Raw genomic sequence first — 19102 nt, forward strand, 5'->3', positions numbered from 1 at the left:
ACGACCGACAGGAGGCCGGAACGGCGGACCGCACCTGGCACGATGGGCTTCGCTGAGGTCGATACGGTGCGGCGCGGAGCGTTGAGGAGCTGACGTGGCGAAGCTGGGTCCTGGTGCGGTGGTCGGCGGGCTGACCCTGGGCGCCCTGGCGGTGATCGGGCTGCTGGCCTTCCAGGCGAACGGCGCGGCCTCGCGCGCGGTCGCGGCGGTGCCGTCCGCGTCGAGCGCGGCCCCGTCGGCCTCCGCCCCGGAGAGCGCCCGGCCGAGCGTGCCGCCGCTGCCCGCCGAGTCCGGCACCGGCCTGCGGGTGGTGTACGCGCTGCAGGAGCACCAGGTGTGGCTGGTCGACCCGAAGAAGCCGAACCCGGTGGTGGCCGCGTTCAAGGTGGTGCCGGGCAACACCCTGCCGGCCGCGGGCACCTACACCGTCACCAGCCGGACCGCGGCGGGCACCGGCACGGACGGGCGGCAGATCGAGCACGTGGTGCGGTTCGCCCAGCAGTCCGGCACGGTGTTCGGGTTCAGCGCCCTGGTGGACGAGAAGGCGCCGGCCCCGACGCTGGACCCGAAGACGAAGACCGGCGGCATCCGGGCGTCCCGGGCGGACGGCCAAGCGCTGTGGGACTTCGCGCCGAACGGCACCCGGGTGGTGGTGATCGCCTGACCCGGGTCGCCGCCCCGGCGCCGCACCGCGCTCAGGCCGCCTTGCGCTCCGGCGGGGTGGAGACGGCCTCGGCGGCCCGGCCGGCCGCCAGCAGGGCGCGCATCGGCACCGGTGCGGCGGCGGCCCGCTCCGGCTCGGCGGCTGGCCGGGCCGCGGGACGGTCCTCGGTGGTCCTGGGGGGTGTGCTCGCCATCGGGCGCCTCCCTAGTTAGGCATACCTAACCTGCTGGCGCCATCCCATCACGGCCCCGCCGTGCGCCGCAACCGTTTCCCGACACGCTGTCGGAAACCCGGGTCAGTTCTCACTCAAACCGGTGAGGTCCGCGGCGTCCCAGCGCCCGCCCAGCCCGGTGACGGTGACCCGCCGCCCGTCCGACTCGCCCAGCTCGTCCGCCGTCTCGCCGCCCAGGGTGCGCTCGATCCGGATCTCCAGCCGGTTCTCGGACAACTCCTCGACCTTGCCCTCGCCCCACTCCACGACGACCACCGACTCGGGCAGCGACACGTCCAGGTCGAGGTCCTCCATCTCGTCCAGGCCGCCGGCCAGCCGGTACGCGTCGACGTGCACCAGCGCGGGGCCGCCGGTCAGCGAGGGGTGCACCCGGGCGATCACGAAGGTCGGCGAGGTGACCGCGCCGCGCACCCCCAGGCCCTCGCCCAGGCCGCGGGTCAGCGTGGTCTTGCCGGCGCCCAGCTCCCCCGAGAGCAGCACCAGGTCGCCGGGGCGCAGCAGGGCGGCCAGGCGCCGGCCGAGGCCGGTCATCCGCTCCGCGGTGTCGACGGTCAGAGTGGTCTGCGAGCCCATGGCGTCCTTCTTCGTTCGTTGCGGCCACCCCTAAGGTGCCACACCGGACGGAGCGTTCCGCTCAGTCCTCGGGCTGCTCGGCCGCCAACTCCCGCACCGCGTCCGGCAGCGGGCCGGTCCCGGCCCGGTCGGCGGCGCGCTCCAGCAGCGCGGCGAGCTCCCGGTCGACGGTGCCGGGGCGTTCCAGCATCACCAGGTGCCCGGCGTCCGGCACCAGCACCAGCCGGGCGCCGGGCAGCGCGGCGGCGATCGCCTCGGAGTACTCGGGCGGGGTGAGCAGGTCCTTGGTGCCGGCCAGGACGAGGACCGGCAGGCCGTCCATGGCGGCCAGCGCGGCCCGCTTGTCGTGCGCGGAGAAGGTCGGGTAGAACTCGGCGACCACGTCGATCGGGGTGGCGTCCAGCAGTTGCTCGGCGAACCGGGCCACCGCCGGGTCGACGTCCTTGCTGCCGAACGAGAACCGCCGGTAGAACACCGCGGCCAGGTCGGCGCCCCAGCGCCGGGTGGCCTCGACCAGTTCGACCTGGCGGCCCAGCAGCCGTATCACCCCGGGCACGACCCGCTTGACCACCTTGGCGCCGACCGCGGGCAGGCCCAGCGGCACCGCGTCCCAGTCGCCCGCCAGGGTGCCGATCAGCGCGACGCCGGCCACCCGGCCGCCGGGGCCGAACAGTTCGGGGCGCCGGTCGGCCAGCGCCATCACGGTCATGCCGCCCATCGAGTGCCCGACCAGCACGATCGGCCCCTCGGGGACGACCGCGTCCAGCACCGCCTCCAGGTCCGCGCCGAGCTGGTCGATCGAGGCGGGCTCGCCGCCCGCGTACGAGCGGGAGCGCTCGGAGCGGCCGTGGCTGCGCTGGTCCCAGAACACGGTGCGCAGCGCGCCGCGCAGCGCGGCCCGCTGGAAGTGCCAGCCGTCCTGGTTGAGGCAGTAGCCGTGGCAGAACACGACGGTCGGCCCGCCGGCCGCCGGGGCCTCGTCGACCTCGACGTACAGGCCGGTGCCGTCGGCGGCGGGCACCGTGGTGGCGGTGCCGCGCAGCGAGCCGAAGGCGGCGGCCGCGTCGAGCTCCTCGCGGGCCCGCTTGCGCATCGCCCGGCCGACCGTCAGCCGCTCTATCGCCACCCCGGCCGCGGCGCCGGCCGCCAGCACGCCCAGCGAGATGCCGATCAGCCCGGCCCTGGACACCCCGCCGGTGGACTCCTCAGCCATCGGTCACCCCCGCAGTCCGCCGACGTAGCGTCGGGGGACCCGGCCCCCGATCCGGGTGATGATCTCGTACGCGATGGTGCCGCAGGCCCGCGCCCAGTCCTCGGCGGTGGGCTCGCCCCGCTCGCCGGAGCCGAACAGCAGCACCTCGTCGCCGGTCTCCGGGGTGTCCCCGCCGAGGTCGACGACGAACTGGTCCATCGCCACCCGGCCCGCCACCCGGTACCAGGTCGAGCCGATCTGCACCGGCCCGGTGTTGCTGGCGTGCCGCGGCACGCCGTCCGCGTAGCCGAGCGGGACCAGGCCGAGCGTGGTCGGGCCGGCCGTCGTGTAGTGGTGCCCGTACGAGATGCCGTGGCCGCCGGGCGCCCGCTTGACCAGTGCCAGCCGGGCCGCCAGCGACATCACCGGGCGCAGCCCGAAGTCGGCCGGGGAGCCGACGTCGGGGACGGGCGACAGGCCGTACATGGCCAGGCCGGGCCGGACCAGGTCGTAGTGCGACTGCGGCAGCAGCAGCGTCGCCGGGGAGTTCGCCAGGTGCCGCACCTCGGGGTCGACGCCGGCCCGCTCGGCGAACGCCAGGGCCTGCGCGAACGAGTCCAACTGGGCCTGGATCGAGGGGTGTCCGGGCTCGTCGGCGGCCGCGAAGTGCGACCAGACGCCGACCACCCGCAGCAGGCCGTCGGCCTGCGCCTTGACGGCGTTCTCCACCAGGTCGGGCCAGTCGTGCGGCTGGCAGCCGTTGCGGCCCAGGCCGGTGTCGGCCTTCAGGTGCACCCGGGCCGGGATGCCGGTCTCCCGGACGGCGGCCAGCAGTTCGTCCAGCGCCCACTGCCCGCTGACCGAGACGTCCACCGACTCGCGCAGCGCCCGCGCCCACGGCCCGCCCGGCGTCCACAGCCAGCACAGGATCCGGGCCTGCTCCGGGCCGATGCCCGCGGCCCGCAGGGCGAGCGCCTCCTGCGGCGTGGCCGTCCCGAGCCAGCCCGCGCCCGCCGCGACCGCCTCCCGGGCGCACCGCAGCGCGCCGTGGCCGTAGGCGTCCGCCTTGACCACCGCCATCAGCTCGGGCCCGTTGGTGCGCGCGCGCAGCGCGGCCAGGTTGTCGCGCAGCGCGGCCAGGTCGATGGTCGCCTCGGCCCGCGCGCCCTGGGTCAGTGCGGGCGTCCCGGTGGTGTTCGCAGTCGTCATCGCGTATCAGTCTCCCAGACAGCGGCCACTCCCCCCAGCAGGGGCACGGCCCGCCGGGGCGCGTCACCCGCCCGCCCCGGCCCGTCGGCCGTCCCGGGTGCTTCCACGCGGTGGCCCGCGTTCCGGTTCCGGCGGCGGCCCTCAGCCGGTGAGCGAGCCCCAGGCGTGGTGCAGGGCCGCGGCGAGGTCGAGGGCGGTGATCGGGGCGCCGGGGCCCGCGGCGTGGCGCCCGGCCAGGCCGTGCAGGTAGGCGGCGGCGGAGGCGGCGTCCAGCGGGGCGAGTCCGGTGGCGAGCAGCGAGCCGGCCAGGCCGGAGAGGACGTCGCCGCTGCCGGCGGTGCCGAGCCAGCCGGTGCCGGTGGAGTTGACCCGGGCCCGGCCGTCCGGGTCGGCGACGACCGTGGTGGAGCCCTTGAGCAGCACGGTCGCGCCGTAGCGGGCGGCGAGCAGCCGGGCCGCCCACAGCCGCCGCGCGGCGACCGCCCCGGCGTCGGCGTCCTCGCCGACGCCCGCGAGCAGCCGGGCGGCCTCCCCGGCGTGCGGGGTGAGCAGGACGGGCGCGTCGCGGCCGGCCAGCGCGGCCGGGCCGAGGCGGGCGAGTTCGGTGAGCGCGTCGGCGTCGGCCAGGACGGGCGCGCCGGTGTCGAGCGCCTCGCGCAGGGTGCGTTCGGCGTCCTCGCCGCCGCCCGGGCCGACCACCCACGCCTGGACGCGTCCGGCCCGGGCCGGGCCGTCCTCGGTGACCAGCGTCTCGGGGTGCCGGCGGACCACCTCGGCGGCCGCGTGCCCGGTGTAGCGCACCGCCCCGGCCCCGCCGTGCAGCGCCCCGGCGACGGCCAGCACGGCCGCGCCGGGGTAGCGGGCGGACCCGGCGGCGACGCCGACCACCCCGCGCCGGTACTTGTCGCTCTCCGCGCCGGGGACGGGCAGCAGCGCGGCCGCGTCGGCGTGCTGGAGGGCCCGGACGGGGGCGGGCGGCAGGTCGAGGCCGAGGTCGACCAGGTGGACGACGCCCGCGTACTGCGCGCCGGGGTCGATCAGCAGGCCGGGCTTGTGGGTGCCGAAGCAGACCGTGACGTCGGCGCGCAGCGCGGGCCCGGCGACCTCGCCGGTGTCGGGGTCCACCCCGGAGGGGACGTCCACGGCGACCAGGCGGCCGCGGCGCGCCATGGCGGCGAACGGGGCGGCGGCGGGGCGCAGCGGGCCGCGGCCGCCGATCCCGACGATGCCGTCCAGCACCAGGTCGGCCCGGCCGAAGGCGTCCGGGTCCGTAGTGGTCCGGCCGCCCGCGGCGAGCAGCGCGGCCAGCCCTTCGGCGTGCGCCTTCGCCGGGTCGAGCAGCAGCGCCTCGGCGCGGGCCCCGCGCCGGGCCAGCCGGGCGGCGGCGAACAGGGCGTCTCCCCCGTTGTCACCGGACCCGGCCAGCACCAGCACCCGGCTCCCGTACACCCGCGGCAGCAGCCCCGCGCAGACGGCGGCCAGCCCGGCGGCGGCCCGCTGCATCAGCGCCCCCTCCGGCAGCCGGGCCATCAGCGCGGCCTCGGCGGCCCGGACCTGCTCGACGGTGTGGGCGTGGCGCATGCGGGTTCTCCATTCTCGACGAGAGGCGGAATCTGGGGCTCACGAGAGCGCGTGTTCAGGGGCTCGGGGAACGGCGAGCCCGAGTCTGCCGGCGGTGCACTGCCGTTGCGCGCGTCTGCTTCCGGTTCTGTTGCCACCCGCAGCAGCACGGGCACTCCGATGGGCTCCGACCGCCGGCAGCATCGACCCGCCGTTTCCACCGGAGCCCCCTGACTACCCTTCCGCGATGACGACGGCCGAGGCGACGCCCGCGTCGTGGCTGAGCGAGACGTGCCAGGAGGTGACGCCGAGCGCGGCGGCGCGGGCCTCGACGGTGCCGGTGATGTGCAGCAGGGGGCGGCCGGAGTCCTCGACCCGGACTTCGGCGTCCTCCCAGCGCAGGCCGGGCGGGGCGCCGAGGGCCTTGGCGACGGCCTCCTTGGCGGCGAACCGGGCGGCCAGCGAGGCGGTGCCGCGGCGCAGGCCGGAGGGGAGGGTGAGTTCGGCGGGGGTGAAGAGGCGTTCGGCGAGCCCGGGGGTGCGTTCCAGGGACTCCCCGAACCGCCCGATGTCCGCCACGTCGATGCCGACCCCGATGATCACGTCCCGCTCCTTCGTCCCTGCCTGGAGGTGGACGTCCACCTCCAGGCAGGGACGATACGCGGCTACTCGACCGTGACGGACTTGGCCAGGTTGCGCGGCTGGTCGACCTCGTGGCCCTTGGCGGTGGCCAGCTCGCAGGCGAAGACCTGGAGCGGGACGGTGGAGACCAGGGGCTGGAGCAGGGTCGGGGTGACCGGGATGCGGATCAGGTGGTCGGCGTAGGGGACGACGGCCTCGTCGCCCTCCTCGGCGATCACGATGGTGCGGGCGCCGCGGGCCCGGATCTCCTGGATGTTGGAGACGATCTTGTCGTGCAGGATCGAGCGGCCGCGCGGCGAGGGCACCACGACGACGACCGGCAGGCCCTCCTCGATCAGGGCGATCGGGCCGTGCTTGAGCTCGCCGGCGGCGAAGCCCTCGGCGTGCATGTAGGCGAGCTCCTTGAGCTTGAGCGCGCCTTCGAGGGCCACGGGGTAGCCGACGTGCCGGCCGAGGAAGAGCACCGAGCGGGCGTCGGCCAGCGAGCGGGCCAGGGCGCGGACCGGCTCCATGGTGCCGAGGACCTGCTCGACCTGCCGGGGGGCGTCGCCGAGTTCGCGGATCACGGAGGAGATCTCGTCGCCCCACTTGGTGCCGCGGACCTGGCCCAGGTAGAGGGCGACCAGGTAGCAGGCGACCAGCTGGGTGAGGAACGCCTTGGTGGAGGCGACCGCGACCTCGGGGCCGGCGTGGGTGTAGAGGACGGCGTCGGACTCGCGCGGGATGGTCGAGCCGTTGGTGTTGCAGATCGCCAGCACCTTGGCGCCCTGCTCGCGGGCGTGCCGCAGCGCCATCAGGGTGTCCATGGTCTCGCCGGACTGCGAGATGGCGATCACCAGGGTGCGGTCGTCCATGATCGGGTCGCGGTAGCGGAACTCGCTGGCGACCTCGACCTCGCAGGGGACCCGGGTCCAGTGCTCGATCGCGTACTTGGCGATCATGCCGGCGTGGAACGCGGTGCCGCAGGCGACGATCACCACCTTGTCGACCTCACGCAGCACCTGGTCGGGGATGCGCAGCTCGTCGAGGGTGAGCCGGCCGTCGGTGCCGATCCGGCCGAGGAGGGTGTCGGCGACGGCCTTCGGCTGCTCGGCGATCTCCTTGAGCATGAAGTAGTCGTAGCCGCCCTTCTCGGCGGCCGAGGCGTCCCAGTCGACGTGGTACTCGCGGACCTCGGCGGGGGTGCCGTCGAAGTTGGTCACCGTGACGCCCTCGGGGCGCAGTTCGACGACCTGGTCCTGGCCGAGCTCGATGGCCTCGCGGGTGTGCGCGATGAAGGCGGCGACGTCCGAGGCGAGGAAGTTCTCGCCGTCGCCGACGCCCACCACCAGCGGCGAGTTGCGGCGGGCGCCGACCACCGTGCCGGGGGCGTCGGCGTGCACCGCGACGAGGGTGAAGGCGCCGTCGAGCTGGCGGCAGACGGCGCGCATGGCCTCGGCCAGGTCGCCGTCGTAGGCCTCGGCGAGCAGGTGGGCGACGACCTCGGTGTCGGTCTCGGAGCGGAGGGTGTGGCCCCGGTCGGTGAGGTCGGCGCGCAGCCGCGCGAAGTTCTCGATGATGCCGTTGTGGACGACCGCGACCTTGCGGTGGTCGTCGAGGTGGGGGTGGGCGTTGGCGTCGGTGGGGCCGCCGTGGGTGGCCCACCGGGTGTGTCCGATGCCCGTGGTGCCGGCCGGGAGAGGGGTTTCGGCCAGCGACTTCTCGAGGTTGACGAGCTTTCCGGCCCGTTTGTCGGTGGACAGGAGCCACTGCCCGTCGGCTCCTGCGGTCTGCACCGCGACGCCGGCCGAGTCGTAGCCCCGGTACTCCAGCCTCCGCAGACCTGCGATCACTACGTCGAGGGCCGCCTGAGGCCCGGTATATCCAACAATTCCGCACATGTGCGCCAGCATAAGTGCGCTTGTTCGGGCCCCGGGGGGTCGGGTGACCACACCGGGTGACCGACACCACAACACCCGTCGCCCCGGAGACGGCCCACAATGGACACCGTGCTGACCGAACTCTGTACGAAGGGTGCGCCGTCCGCGCCCACTCCCTCCCCGTACGTGGATCTGGACCGCGCCGAGTGGAGTGCGCTGCGCGAGCGCACCCCGCTGCCGCTGACCGCCGAGGAGGTCGAGCGCCTGCGCGGGCTCGGCACCGCGATGGACCTCGACGAGGTCCGCGACGTCTACCTCCCGCTGTCCCGGCTGCTGAACCTGTACATCCACGCCACGCACGAACTGCGCGGCGCGGTGGGCACGTTCCTGGACACCCCGGACACCGAGCGGGTGCGCACCCCGTTCATCATCGGCGTGGCCGGCTCGGTCGCCGTCGGCAAGTCCACCACCGCCCGGCTGCTGCAGGCGCTGCTGGCCCGCTGGCCCGAGCACCCCCGGGTCGAGCTGGTGACCACCGACGGCTTCCTGCTGCCCAACGCGGAGCTGCGCCGGCGCGGCCTGATGGCCCGCAAGGGCTTCCCCGAGTCGTACGACCGGCGGGCGCTGATGCGCTTCGTCGCGGACGTGAAGGCCGGCAAGGAGCGGGTGACCGCGCCGGTGTACTCGCACCTGGTGTACGACATCGTCCCGGACGAGCAACTGGTGGTGGAGCGCCCGGACATCCTGATCGTCGAGGGCCTGAACGTGCTGCAGCCGGCCCTGCCCGGCACCGACGGGCGGACCAGGATGGCGGTCGCCGACTACTTCGACTTCTCGATCTACGTCGACGCCCGCACCGACGACATCGAGGCCTGGTACCTGGACCGGTTCCGCAAGCTGCGGCAGACCGCGTTCCAGGACCCGAACTCCTACTTCCGGCGGTTCACCGAGGTGCCGGAGGAAGAGGCGATGGACTACGGCCGACAGGTCTGGCGGACCATCAACAAGCCGAACCTGCTGGAGAACGTGCTGCCCACCCGCGGCCGGGCCACCCTGGTGCTGCAGAAGGGGCAGGACCACAAGGTCCGCCGGGCGCTGCTGCGCAAGCTCTGAAACCCGTGGTTGGTCCGCACAGGATCCTCACGTTCCGGTAACCGTCCGCGCACGACCGGTATGCGTCCGTGCGGCTCGACCGGCGGTGCATCACGGCTTGGTCCCGATTGCCGCGTTTCCCCGCCCGGGGGGGCCGTTATGCCCTCCTTGCGAGGATTCACTCGACCGGCGGACGTCTATCATCAGGACCGCCTCACCAACATTCGGTCAAGTCAGGACGGCTTCGGGAGCCATGCTCGCTTTCTTGCTCCAGCTCCGCCAGTGGTGGACCGTCGGCACCGTCTACCCGTTCGCCGCCTTCATGACCGGCATATGGGTTCTCTGGTTCGTCAGGCTCGCCCTGGCCCGCCGCTACCGGCCCTGGAAGCGCCCCTACGAGGTGACCACTTCGGTGATCATCCCCGTGGTGGACGAACCCGCGGATCTCTTCTACTCGGTGCTGGACCGGATCATCGACCAGCAGCCCACCGAGATGGTGGTGGTCATCAACGGCCGCCGCAACGAGGTGCTCGAGCAGGTCTGCGACCAGCTCGGCGTGTACTGGCTGTGGACCGAGATACCCGGCAAGCGCAACGCCCTGAAGGTCGGCCTGGAGGCCTGCACCAGCGAGATCGCGGTGCTGGTCGACTCCGACACCGTGTGGACGCCCACCACCCTCCCGGAACTGGTCAAGCCGTTCCGGGACGAGACCGTCGGCGGGGTGACCACCCGTCAGCGCATCCTGGAGCCCGGCCGCTCCGTGCTCACCCGCTGGGCGGACTGGCTGGAGAGCGTCCGCTGCCAGTACTCGATGCCCGCGATGAGCGTGCTCGGCACCGTCGGCTGCCTGCCCGGCCGGACCATCGCCTTCCGGCGGAAGATCCTGGTCGACTGCATGGACGACTTCCTGAACGAGAAGTTCCTCGGGGTGTTCCTCGAAGTCAGCGACGACCGGACGCTGACCAACTACACCCTCAAGCAGGGCTACCGCACTGTCTACCAGTCCACCTCCCTGGTGTACACGGACGCGCCGCTGCAGCTGCGCAAGCTCACCAAGCAGCAGTACCGCTGGGCCCGCGGCTCGCAGTACAACACGCTGCGGATGCTGCCGTGGATGCTGCGCCGGGCGAAGATGCTGGCGCTGTTCTACCTGGTCGACATCCTGGTGCCGTTCGTGCTGCTCGGCTCCTTCGCCTCCTGGGGGAAGGCGCTGTGGCGCCACACCGGCCCCAGCCTGTACATGGACCTGCCGCTGCCCGGCGTCCACTGGAAGGCCATCGCCACCATCCTGGTGCTGGCCGCGGTGATGTCCCTGCTCTCGCTGGCCATCCGGTTCGGCCGGCACTTCGCCTACCGGGCACAGGACTTGGTGTTCCTCCCGGTGTTCATGGTGATCAACACCTTCATCCTGCTGCCGGTCCGGCTGCTGGGCTTCTTCCGGATGGGCCACAACGCTTCCTGGGGCACCCGCGCGGACAGCTTCGCGGGTGAGCGGGTTCGCAGCGTCAAGGTGGTCATCCCCTATCTGCTGGGCAGCGCCATGCTGGCCGGGTCGGTGATGATGAGTGTCTGAGACGACGTCCGCGGAGAGCTCGGTCCAGGGCTCCCCCGCCACTCGGCGCCGCAAGAAGATGCACTGGTGGTCCCGCGGCAGCGGGATCCGGCTGCGGGTCTGGATGACCGTCAACGTCGTGCTGCTGGGCGCCCTGTGCTGGGGGGTGATGGCCGCGCTGCGCCTGGACGACATGGGTCCCCGGTACTCCGGCCTCGGCCGCCCGGCCGCCGGCCCCGGCATGCAGCAGCTGATCCACCCGGCGCCGCCGCCGGTGCCCGACAAGTCGGTGTTCGCCACCCCGAACGGCAAGTACTTCGGCGTGGCGACCCCCGAGGCGCCGTGGTCCTCCGGCGAGGTCGACTCGATCGCCGACAAGGCCGGCGTCCGGCCCACCATGACCGAGTACTTCGTGCGCTGGACCGCCGACTTCGACCCCAAGGCGGTGGCCCGGGCGTACGAGCACGGCACCCTCCCGGTGATCTCCTGGGAGCCCTGGGACGGCGAGGACGCCGGGCACACCGAGCAGCCGACGTACGCGCTGCGGACCATCATCGGCGGCGCCCACGACGACTACATCCGGCGCTTCGCGCAGGGCGTCGCCGCCCAGAAGTGGCCGGTGGCGATCCGGTTCGCGCACGAGATGAACGGCGTCTGGTACCCCTGGTCGGAGGCCAAGAACGGCAACCAGAAGGGCGAGTACGTCGCGGCCTGGAAGCACATCCACGACATCTTCAAGGAGGCCGGCGCGGACAACGCCATCTGGGTGTGGAGCGCCAACATCGTCCGCCCGGTGCCGAACGTCGACCTGGCCTCGCTCTACCCCGGTGACGACTACGTGGACTGGGTCGGCCTGACCGGCTACGGCACCAAGAACGAGGCCACCGCCACCGAGACCTTCGGCCCGACCCTCGACATCATCCGCAAGATCACCAAGAAGCCGATGCTGATCACCGAGACCGGCCGCGAGCCCAGCACCGCGCTGAAGGCGAAGTGGACCACCGACTTCTTCAGCTGGCTGAACCAGCAGCCGGACGTGCTCGGCTTCATCTGGTTCGAGCGCGACACCGACAACGGCGGCAAGGCCGACTGGCGCTTCGACGAGACCCCCGACTCGCAGCGCGCGTTCTCCACCGGCATCGCCACCGTCAAGCTCGCCGACGGGCTCGGCGGCTGACCCGGCGTCGACCCCCGCAGCACGAAGGGGCCGGGCCCGGAGGGAATCCCTCCGGGCCCGGCCCCTTTCCCGTCCCCGCCGCCCGCTACTTCCAGGCGATCCGGTTGCGGTCGAACTCCTGCTTCAGCCGGTCCTGGAGGGCCGGCACCAGGGTCTTCACGTACGTCGCGGTGATGTGCGAGCCGTCCCGGTAGACCAGGGCCGAGCCGATCACCGCGGGGCAGCGCCCGCCCGGGCAGATCATCGGGTTGAGGTCGATGACGCCCGCGCCAACCTTCTTGGCCAGCTCGGTCTGCAGCTGCGCGGTCTCGTAGTTCGAGTCGAACGCGCACGCCGACAGCTTGGACTTGTTCTTGGCCACGCACTCGTACACCGGCGAGGGCACGCCGTTGACGTTGTTCAGCAGCACCGTCACCGGGATGCCGGCCTTCTGCAGCTTGGTCCAGCTGCGCTCCAGGCCGTCGCGCATCGGCGGCAGGTCGCCGGCGCCGGACCCCGAGGCGTCCGCCAGCGCGTGGGCCGAGTTCTGCGAGGTGAGCACCATCGCCGGGCGCAGCTCGAGGATCTTGGCCATCGCCTTCTTGTTCCAGTCGGCGCAGCTCTTGTAGGGCCGGTCGTTGAGCACCGCGACGGCGTCGGCGAACGCGCAGCTGGACTTGGTCACGGTGACGACGTGGATGCCGTGCGCCTTGCCGATCTCGTCCAGGGCCGGCTGCCACTGCAGGACCTTCGAGTCGCCCGCCATCACCACCACGGTGTCCGCCGAGGTGTCGCCGAAGTCGCAGCTGGCCACCGTGGTGGTCTCCTGGCTGGCCTGGCACTTCATGCCGTAGGCCGCCGGGACGTCCGCGGTCGCCTTCAGCGGATCCGGCTGCACCGTCGGGTACTTGTCGGTCTTCCACAGGTCGCTCTGCTGCTGGTCGCTCAGCCCGGTCAGCGCGGCCGCACCGGCCACCGGGCCGCCGCTGCCGCCGCCGGTGCCGAGGGTGAGCAGCAGGCCCGCCGCGACGGCCAGCGCGGTGGACGGCACGCCGACCGCCCAGGTGGCCTTGAACGGGCGGGACAGCGCCGCGGAGAACCGGATCGGGTTCTCGACCAGCTTGTGCGACAGCCAGGCCGGGACGACCGACACCGCCACCGCCAGGACGCCGACCTTGCCGCCGTCGCCCCACTTCGCCTGGGCGGCGACCAGCAGCGGCCAGTGCCACAGGTACAGCGAGTAGCTGATGCCGCCGACCCACACCATCGGCGGGAGGGCCAGCACCCGTCCGGCGCCGCTCGGGCCGCCGACCCCGCCGATCAGCACCAGGGCGGCGCCCACGGTGGGCAGCAGCGCCCAGTAGCCGGGCCAGGCGTAGCCGCCGTCGAGGAAGTAGCCGCCGCCCAGCACGGCCAGCAGGCCGAGCGTGGTGAGCGCCGCGCCGGCGCCCCGGCCGAGCCCGGCCAGCTTGGGCAGCGCCAGCGCGACGATCGCGCCGACCGCCAGCTCCCACAGCCGGGTCGGGGTGACGAAGAACGCCTGCGCCGGGGACTTGCCGGTGTAGTACACCGAGAAGGCCAGCGACGCGCCGGCCACCAGCGTGATCGCCACCGCCAGCATCCGGGTCAGCGACCAGCGCAGCCGCGGGGCGAGCCAGAGCGCCAGCACGATCAGCACCGGCCAGACCAGGTAGAACTGCTCCTCCACCGCGAGCGACCAGAAGTGCTGGACGGGCGAGGGCAGGACGTCTGCGGCCAGGTAGTCGACCGACCGGTCGGCCAGCCGCCAGTTCACCACGTACAGCGACGCGGCCAGCAGGTCCCCGCCGAAGGTGGAGCGCTGGGTCACCGGCAGGTAAAGGTACGTCAGCACCGCGGCGGCGAGCACCGCCAGGCACGCGGCGGGCAGCAGCCGCTTCGCCCGGCGGGCGTAGAACGCGCCCAGCGAGAGCCGGCCGGTCCGGCCTATCTCCTTCACCAGCAGCGAGGTGATCAGGAAGCCGGAGATGACGAAGAAGACGTCGACGCCGACGAAACCGCCGCGCAGCGACTTCGGCACGGCGTGGTAGACCAGCACCAGCAGGACCGCGACCGCCCGCAGGCCCTCGATGTCCGGCCGGAACGCCCCCTTGTGGCCCTTCTTCCTGCGCCGGTCGGCTCTTCGCCCGCCCGGCACCGACGGCGCGGCACCGACCTCCGGTCCCGTCCGGGCGGCCGTCGCCAGCTCGCCCTGGACGGGTTGGTGGTAACTGCTCATGAACCCTCTTCCTTGCCCCGGTTCTCAAGCGAAGCAGTTCGCCGAGCCGCCGAAAGTCCTTCCCAGCAATGATTGGGTCCAGATCATATGGGTACGGCGTGTACGACTTGTGTGCGGGCCCGCGAGCTGACGGGCCGTCAGCGCATCGGTCCCGGGACCAGCGGCAACGACCCCAGCCCGTCCCGGAAGGCGCGCTGCGCCTCCGGCGAGGTGGTGAACCGCCAGTCGTAGCGCGAGCCGTCGGTGTCGGAGAACTGGAACCAGACGAAGCCGATCACCCGCGGGTGCGCGGACAGCCAGGAGAAGAAGTCCTTGATCAGCGGCGCCTTGACCGGCGACGGCCGCACGCCCGCCTCGCCGATGAACAGCGGCTTGTCCGACAGCGCGGTCAACTCCCGGTAGGTGGGGCCCAGCAGCTGCTCCGCGGTGGTCTCGCCGTCGCTGCTGTACGCCTCCGTCCCGATCCAGTCCACGTAGTCGTCACCGGGGTAGTACCGGGACAGCGGGGGCTTGCCGGGGCTCTGCAGGTCCGGGCACCAGAACCAGATCACGTTGGTCACGCCCTGCTGCCGGAACACGTCGTGGACGTGCCGCCAGGCCGCGGCGTAGTCGCCCTTCCGGTTGCCGTTGCGGTCCTCCGACCAGGTGTACCAGGGCTCGTTCATCTCGTGCGCGAACCGCAGCACCACCGGCCGGCCGGACTTCTTCACCGCCTGCGCGAAGCGCTTGACGTAGTCGTCCTGCGACCCCGCGGCGATCTTCGCCAGCGCGAACTCCGGCTGGTCGACGGCCTTGTCGCCGCCCGACCACGGCTCCCAGGTGAGCAGCGGCACCCCGCCGAGCCGGTACGACTCGTCGAAGGCGGCCTGGTCGAAGTCCTGGTGCCACTTCAGGAAGTACTCCTGGACGGTCGTCCGCACCCCGGTGATCTGCGCCATGTTCGCGGCTTCCTCCGCGTTCGGGGCGCTGGGCGTGGCGATGCCGAACAGCGTCCCGGGCGGGCTGAGCAGCTGGCTCCGGGTGGCGGCGGTACCGGGCTTGGACGGGTCGTCGGGCGCCGCGGACGGGTCGGCCGGGGCCGCGGACGCCGCGGTCTGGGCGGCCGCCTGGTCCGGGGAGCCGTCGTCCAGCAGCAGTGCTGTGCAGCCCAGTACGAGGACGACGGCGAGCCCGGCCCGGCCCAGGACCGGGAAGCTCCGCCACCACCGGGTCACCGGGAGCGCGCGAAGGCGCTCCCAGCCCGGTATCAGGAGCGCCCGCTGCCGCTCCCACCAGGTGCGGAGCGGCAGCGGGCCGGGACGCCGGAAACGCTTAACCGGCATTCGTCATGGCGGCCTGGCCGCGGGCCTTCAGGTCGTCCAGTGCCTGCTTGGACACCCCGGCGGCGGCCTGCTTGGTCGCGGGCGTGCCGTCGGTCACCGCGCTCCCGTCCGCGTTGCCCGCGGTGGTGAACACCATGTACCGGCCGAACGCCTTGTTCGAGAACGCGCACTGGCTCAGGTCCGGGCAGAACCGCGGGGTCTGGTCCGAGCGCAGCGGCTTGATGTTGCCGACCACCTTGGCCTGCGCCCGGTCGGCCTGCGACTTGGAGTCGAACACGACGATGCCGACGGTGACCGCGGCCTTGTCGGAGACGTACGTCGCCAGGTAGATGTCCCGGCAGTTCTCGTTCTCCAGCACGGTGCCCAGGCCGTTGACGGTGCCCGCGCCGCACTGGTCGTCGTGCTCGGTCGCCTTCTTGGCCAGCGTCTGGCCGTCGACGCTCAGGCTGGCCTTCGGGAACAGCGTGTCGAGCGAGACCGGTGCCTTGTCGGTGGAGCCCCGGCTCAGCGCGTCCTCCGGGCTCTTCGGCTTCGTCCCGCCGGAGTTCGTCCCGCCGGAGGACGAGGAGGACGGCGACGGGGAGCCCGAGGAGTTGTCACCGGACGCCGAGGCGCTCGACGACGGGCCGGCGATCGGGTCGTTCTTCTTGTCGTCCTTGCCGAGCACGTTCATCGACACCACGACGATGCCGGCCAGCGCGACCGCGCAGACCAGCGCGATCCCGCCCAGCATCAGCCGCTTCTTCTTCCGGGCGGCCGTCTCGTGCTGGTCGGCCATCGCCGTCCAGTCCGGCTCGTCGCCGTTCTGGAACGTCCCGGCGCCGTACCGGCCCTGGACGGGCTGGCCCGGGTAGGGCTGCTGGCCCGGGTAGGGCTGCTGGCCCGGGTAGGGCTGGTTGGGCGGCGGCACCTGCCCCGGGTACTGCGGCGGGCCGTAGCCGCCCTGGTTGTACGGCGGGGGCACCTGCCCCGGACCCGCCGCCGGGGGCGGGTAGCCGTAGCCCGGCTGCGGCGGCCCCTGCGGGGGCTGTCCCTGTTGCGGGGGCGGGTAGCCGTAGCCCTGCGGCGGCACGCCCTGCGGCTGCCCCTGAGCCTCCGGTCCCCCCGGCTGCGCCTGCTGCTGACCATCGGTCATCTGAGTCTCCGCCACCCTTCACTCAACGCGCAGATCCTATCCGGAAACTTATCCGAGTCCATCGGCCCGCCCCCTCCAGGTGAAGGAGTTGCGAATCCGCAACTCCCCACCGGACACATCCCTCACCCCAGGTGCAGCCGGACCGCGTCCGCGAGCCGCTGGCAGACGTCCTGCGCCTGCTCCTCGCCGACCGCCTCGACCATGACCCGGACCAGCGGTTCCGTGCCGGACTTGCGCAGCAGGACCCGGCCGGTGCTGCCCAGTTCGGCCTCCGCCTCGGCGACCGCGGCCTGGAGCTCGACGCAGGACTCGACCCGGTTCTTGTCCACGCCCTTGACGTTGATCAGCACCTGCGGGAGCCGGGTCATGACCGAGGCAAGATCGGCCAGCGGCTGCTTGGTGGCGGCCAGCCGGGCGCCCAGCATCAGGCCGGTCAGGGTGCCGTCGCCGGTGGTGGCGTGGTCGAGCAGGATGACGTGCCCGGACTGCTCGCCGCCGAGCGCGTAGCCGTGCTGCTTCATCTCCTCCAGCACGTACCGGTCGCCGACCGCGGTCTGCACCAGCTCGACGCCCTCGCGCTCCATCGCCAGCTTGAAGCCCAGGTTGGACATCACGGTGGCGACCGCGGTGTTGCGGCGCAGCGTGCCGGCCTCCTTCATGGCGACCGCGAGGACGGCGATGATCTGGTCGCCGTCGACCTCGTTGCCGTCCGCGTCGGCGGCCAGGCAGCGGTCGGCGTCGCCGTCCAGGGCGATGCCCAGGTCGGCCCGGTGCTCCTTCATCGCGGCGCGCAGCTTGTCCAGGTGGGTGGAGCCGACGCCGTCGTTGATGTTCAGGCCGGTCGGCTCGGTGCCCAGGGTGTGCACCACCTCGGCGCCGGCCCGGGCGAACGCCTCGGGGGCGACCCGGGCGGCCGCGCCGTGCGCGCCGTCGATGACGACCCGGACCCCGTCGAGCCGGTTCGGCAGCACCGCGACCAGGTGCGCCACGTACCGGTCGAAGCCCTCGTTGTACTGGCGGACCCGGCCGACCGCGCCGCCGGTCGGGCGGTTCCAGGTCTCGTCGCCGACGCCGTAGCGGCGGTAGTGCGCCTCGATCGCGTCCTCGATCGCGTCGTCCAGCTTGTGGCCGCCGCGGGCGAGGAACTTGATGCCGTTGTCCGGCATCGCGTTGTGGCTGGCGGAGAGCATCACGCCGAAGTCCGCGCCGAGCGCGCCGGTCAGGTAGGCCACCGCGGGGGTGGGCAGCACGCCGACCCGCAGCACGTCGACGCCGGCGCTGGCCAGGCCGGCGATCACGGCGGCCTCCAGGAACTCTCCGGACGCCCGCGGGTCCCGGCCGACCACGGCCACCGGCCGGTGGCCCTCGAACGCGTTGGCGTCGCCGAGCACGTGCGCGGCGGCCACCGACAGGCCCAGTGCCAGCTCCGCGGTCAGGCCCTCGTTGGCCACACCGCGCACCCCGTCCGTACCGAAGAGTCGTGTCATGTTCGCGTTCGTCCGTCCTGTCGCGCCTGTACCGGGCTCGGGTGGTGCCGCCCCCGCGGACTCCGCACCGGCCCGGGAGGCACAACGCCCCGGAGCACTGGAGTGCTCCGGGGCGAGGATCGCATGAAGGGTGCGATTAGCGCTTGCTGTACTGCGGCGCCTTGCGGGCCTTCTTGAGACCGGCCTTCTTGCGCTCGACGGCGCGCGAGTCACGGGTCAGGAAGCCGGCCTTCTTGAGCGCGGCGCGGTTGTTGTCCACGTCCGCCTCGTTCAGGGCGCGGGCCACGCCGAGGCGCAGCGCGTAGGCCTGACCGGACACGCCGCCACCCGCGATGCGGGCGATGACGTCGTAGCGGCCGTCCAGCTCCAGGAGCTTGAAGGGCTCGTTCACGGTCTGCTGGTGCACCTTGTTGGGGAAGTAGTTCTCCAGGGTGCGACCGTTGATCTTCCACTGGCCGGTGCCGGGGACGATGCGCACGCGGGCGATCGCCTCCTTGCGGCGGCCGAGGCCGGCGCCGGGGACGGCCTCGCCGAAGCGGCCGGCCAGCGACTCGGTGGTGTACTCGGTCTCGGTGGTGTACTCGTCGACGTTCTCGTCGTCGAAGTCGACCTCGAGGGTGCTCTCGATGGCAGTCTCGGCCACGGTGTTCCTCAGCTCTTCTACGTCAGTTGGGGTGTGTGGTGGCCGGAATTACTGCGCGACCTGGGTGATCTCGAACGGCACCGGCTGCTGCGCAGCGTGCGGGTGCTGGTCGCCCGAGTAGACCTTCAGCTTCGAGAGCATCTGACGGCCCAGGCTGTTCTTCGGAACCATGCCCTTGATGGCCTTCTCGACGGCCTTCTCCGGGTTGTTCGCGAGCAGGTCGTCGTAGCGGACCGAGCGGAGACCGCCCGGGAAGCCGCTGTGGCGGTAGGCCAGCTTCTGGGTCTTCTTGTTGCCCGAGAGGTGCACCTTGTCGGCGTTGATGATGATGACGAAGTCACCAGTGTCAACGTGCGGCGCGTAGATCGCCTTGTGCTTGCCCCGCAGGAGGTTGGCGGCCTGGGAGGCCAGGCGGCCGAGCACGACGTCGGTCGCGTCGATGACGTGCCACTGACGCTGGACGTCGCCGGGCTTGGGGCTGTACGTACGCACGGTCGTAGCCTTCGCTTTTCAGTGAGTGGGTCCTG

At 72.7% G+C, this 19102-nt stretch carries 17 protein-coding genes; 4 read left to right on the forward strand and 13 right to left on the reverse strand.

The window, feature by feature from the left end; all coding sequences use genetic code 11:
• Positions 1-94: 94 nt before the first annotated feature.
• On the forward strand, positions 95-664 hold the full coding sequence (locus IH44_RS0100775; protein ID WP_030457387.1) for a L,D-transpeptidase: 570 nt from the start codon (positions 95-97) through the stop codon (positions 662-664).
• 31 nt (positions 665-695) lie between these two features.
• Here the strand turns inward: IH44_RS0100775 and IH44_RS46150 are convergent, their stop codons facing one another.
• The 7 genes from IH44_RS46150 to glmS form a co-directional block, all read right to left on the reverse strand.
• On the reverse strand, positions 696-857 hold the full coding sequence (locus IH44_RS46150; protein WP_157852046.1) for a hypothetical protein: 162 nt from the start codon (positions 855-857) through the stop codon (positions 696-698).
• Between the two features lie 102 nt (positions 858-959).
• Complete coding sequence (gene tsaE / locus IH44_RS0100785; RefSeq protein ID WP_030457388.1) at positions 960-1469, reverse strand: tRNA (adenosine(37)-N6)-threonylcarbamoyltransferase complex ATPase subunit type 1 TsaE; 510 nt, start codon at positions 1467-1469, stop codon at positions 960-962.
• Positions 1470-1530: 61 nt separating this feature from the next.
• Complete coding sequence (locus IH44_RS0100790; RefSeq protein ID WP_035953449.1) at positions 1531-2682, reverse strand: alpha/beta fold hydrolase; 1152 nt, start codon at positions 2680-2682, stop codon at positions 1531-1533.
• Between the two features lie 3 nt (positions 2683-2685).
• Positions 2686-3870: an alanine racemase gene (gene alr / locus IH44_RS0100795; RefSeq protein ID WP_051816404.1), complete on the reverse strand. Its 1185-nt coding sequence runs from the start codon at positions 3868-3870 to the stop codon at positions 2686-2688.
• A gap of 141 nt (positions 3871-4011) precedes the next feature.
• Positions 4012-5451, reverse strand: coding sequence for a bifunctional ADP-dependent NAD(P)H-hydrate dehydratase/NAD(P)H-hydrate epimerase (locus tag IH44_RS0100800; RefSeq protein WP_030457391.1), 1440 nt, complete (start codon positions 5449-5451; stop codon positions 4012-4014).
• A gap of 213 nt (positions 5452-5664) precedes the next feature.
• Positions 5665-6033: a holo-ACP synthase gene (locus IH44_RS0100805; protein WP_030457392.1), complete on the reverse strand. Its 369-nt coding sequence runs from the start codon at positions 6031-6033 to the stop codon at positions 5665-5667.
• Between the two features lie 62 nt (positions 6034-6095).
• Positions 6096-7952 carry a glutamine--fructose-6-phosphate transaminase (isomerizing) gene (gene glmS, locus IH44_RS0100810; RefSeq protein WP_030457393.1) on the reverse strand — a complete coding sequence of 619 codons (1857 nt, stop codon included), beginning with the start codon at positions 7950-7952 and terminating at the stop codon, positions 6096-6098.
• Positions 7953-8051: 99 nt separating this feature from the next.
• Here glmS and coaA point away from each other — a divergent pair, with 99 nt between their 5' ends.
• From coaA to IH44_RS40420, 3 genes are all read left to right on the forward strand, one after another.
• On the forward strand, positions 8052-9044 hold the full coding sequence (gene coaA, locus IH44_RS0100815) for a type I pantothenate kinase (RefSeq protein WP_030457394.1): 993 nt from the start codon (positions 8052-8054) through the stop codon (positions 9042-9044).
• A 232-nt stretch (positions 9045-9276) separates the two neighbouring features.
• Complete coding sequence (locus tag IH44_RS0100820) at positions 9277-10596, forward strand: glycosyltransferase family 2 protein (protein ID WP_030457395.1); 1320 nt, start codon at positions 9277-9279, stop codon at positions 10594-10596.
• A complete protein-coding gene (locus IH44_RS40420; RefSeq protein WP_232794773.1) occupies positions 10589-11752 on the forward strand; it encodes a glycoside hydrolase family 26 protein in 1164 nt (387 codons plus the stop codon). Before IH44_RS0100820 ends, IH44_RS40420 begins: the two co-directional genes overlap by 8 nt.
• An 85-nt stretch (positions 11753-11837) precedes the next feature.
• On the opposite strand, the gene IH44_RS0100830 is transcribed toward IH44_RS40420, so the two are convergent.
• The 6 genes from IH44_RS0100830 to rplM form a co-directional block, all read right to left on the reverse strand.
• Positions 11838-13988, reverse strand: coding sequence for an acyltransferase family protein (locus tag IH44_RS0100830; protein WP_051816405.1), 2151 nt, complete (start codon positions 13986-13988; stop codon positions 11838-11840).
• Between the two features lie 137 nt (positions 13989-14125).
• The gene (locus IH44_RS0100835; RefSeq protein ID WP_157852047.1) at positions 14126-15310 is read right to left on the reverse strand and encodes a glycoside hydrolase family 26 protein; all 1185 of its coding nucleotides are present in this window, start codon (positions 15308-15310) and stop codon (positions 14126-14128) included.
• On the reverse strand, positions 15300-16445 hold the full coding sequence (locus IH44_RS42290) for a hypothetical protein (RefSeq protein ID WP_157852048.1): 1146 nt from the start codon (positions 16443-16445) through the stop codon (positions 15300-15302). Before IH44_RS42290 ends, IH44_RS0100835 begins: the two co-directional genes overlap by 11 nt.
• 122 nt (positions 16446-16567) lie before the next feature.
• Complete coding sequence (gene glmM, locus IH44_RS0100845; protein ID WP_030457399.1) at positions 16568-17932, reverse strand: phosphoglucosamine mutase; 1365 nt, start codon at positions 17930-17932, stop codon at positions 16568-16570.
• A 136-nt stretch (positions 17933-18068) separates the two neighbouring features.
• Entirely contained in the window at positions 18069-18575 is a 507-nt protein-coding gene (gene rpsI / locus IH44_RS0100850) for a 30S ribosomal protein S9 (protein ID WP_030457400.1), read from the reverse strand.
• A 48-nt stretch (positions 18576-18623) separates the two neighbouring features.
• Positions 18624-19067 carry a 50S ribosomal protein L13 gene (gene rplM / locus IH44_RS0100855; protein ID WP_014136251.1) on the reverse strand — a complete coding sequence of 148 codons (444 nt, stop codon included), beginning with the start codon at positions 19065-19067 and terminating at the stop codon, positions 18624-18626.
• Positions 19068-19102 lie beyond the last annotated feature (35 nt).

The organism is Kitasatospora sp. NRRL B-11411 (assembly GCF_000721345.1).
GTDB classification, from domain to species: Bacteria; Actinomycetota; Actinomycetes; order Streptomycetales; family Streptomycetaceae; genus Kitasatospora; species Kitasatospora cineracea.

Bases quoted from the DNA above. Each gene is read 5' to 3' on its own strand.
- IH44_RS46150 (WP_157852046.1), bottom strand. From the start codon at position 857: ATGGCGAGCACACCCCCCAGGACCACCGAGGACCGTCCCGCGGCCCGG.
- tsaE (WP_030457388.1), bottom strand. From the start codon at position 1,469: ATGGGCTCGCAGACCACTCTGACCGTCGACACCGCGGAGCGGATGACC.
- IH44_RS0100790 (WP_035953449.1), bottom strand. From the start codon at position 2,682: ATGGCTGAGGAGTCCACCGGCGGGGTGTCCAGGGCCGGGCTGATCGGC.
- alr (WP_051816404.1), bottom strand. From the start codon at position 3,870: ATGACGACTGCGAACACCACCGGGACGCCCGCACTGACCCAGGGCGCG.
- IH44_RS0100800 (WP_030457391.1), bottom strand. From the start codon at position 5,451: ATGCGCCACGCCCACACCGTCGAGCAGGTCCGGGCCGCCGAGGCCGCG.
- glmS (WP_030457393.1), bottom strand. From the start codon at position 7,952: ATGTGCGGAATTGTTGGATATACCGGGCCTCAGGCGGCCCTCGACGTA.
- coaA (WP_030457394.1), top strand. From the start codon at position 8,052: ATGGACACCGTGCTGACCGAACTCTGTACGAAGGGTGCGCCGTCCGCG.
- IH44_RS0100820 (WP_030457395.1), top strand. From the start codon at position 9,277: ATGCTCGCTTTCTTGCTCCAGCTCCGCCAGTGGTGGACCGTCGGCACC.
- IH44_RS0100830 (WP_051816405.1), bottom strand. From the start codon at position 13,988: ATGAGCAGTTACCACCAACCCGTCCAGGGCGAGCTGGCGACGGCCGCC.
- IH44_RS0100835 (WP_157852047.1), bottom strand. From the start codon at position 15,310: ATGCCGGTTAAGCGTTTCCGGCGTCCCGGCCCGCTGCCGCTCCGCACC.
- IH44_RS42290 (WP_157852048.1), bottom strand. From the start codon at position 16,445: ATGACCGATGGTCAGCAGCAGGCGCAGCCGGGGGGACCGGAGGCTCAG.
- glmM (WP_030457399.1), bottom strand. From the start codon at position 17,932: ATGACACGACTCTTCGGTACGGACGGGGTGCGCGGTGTGGCCAACGAG.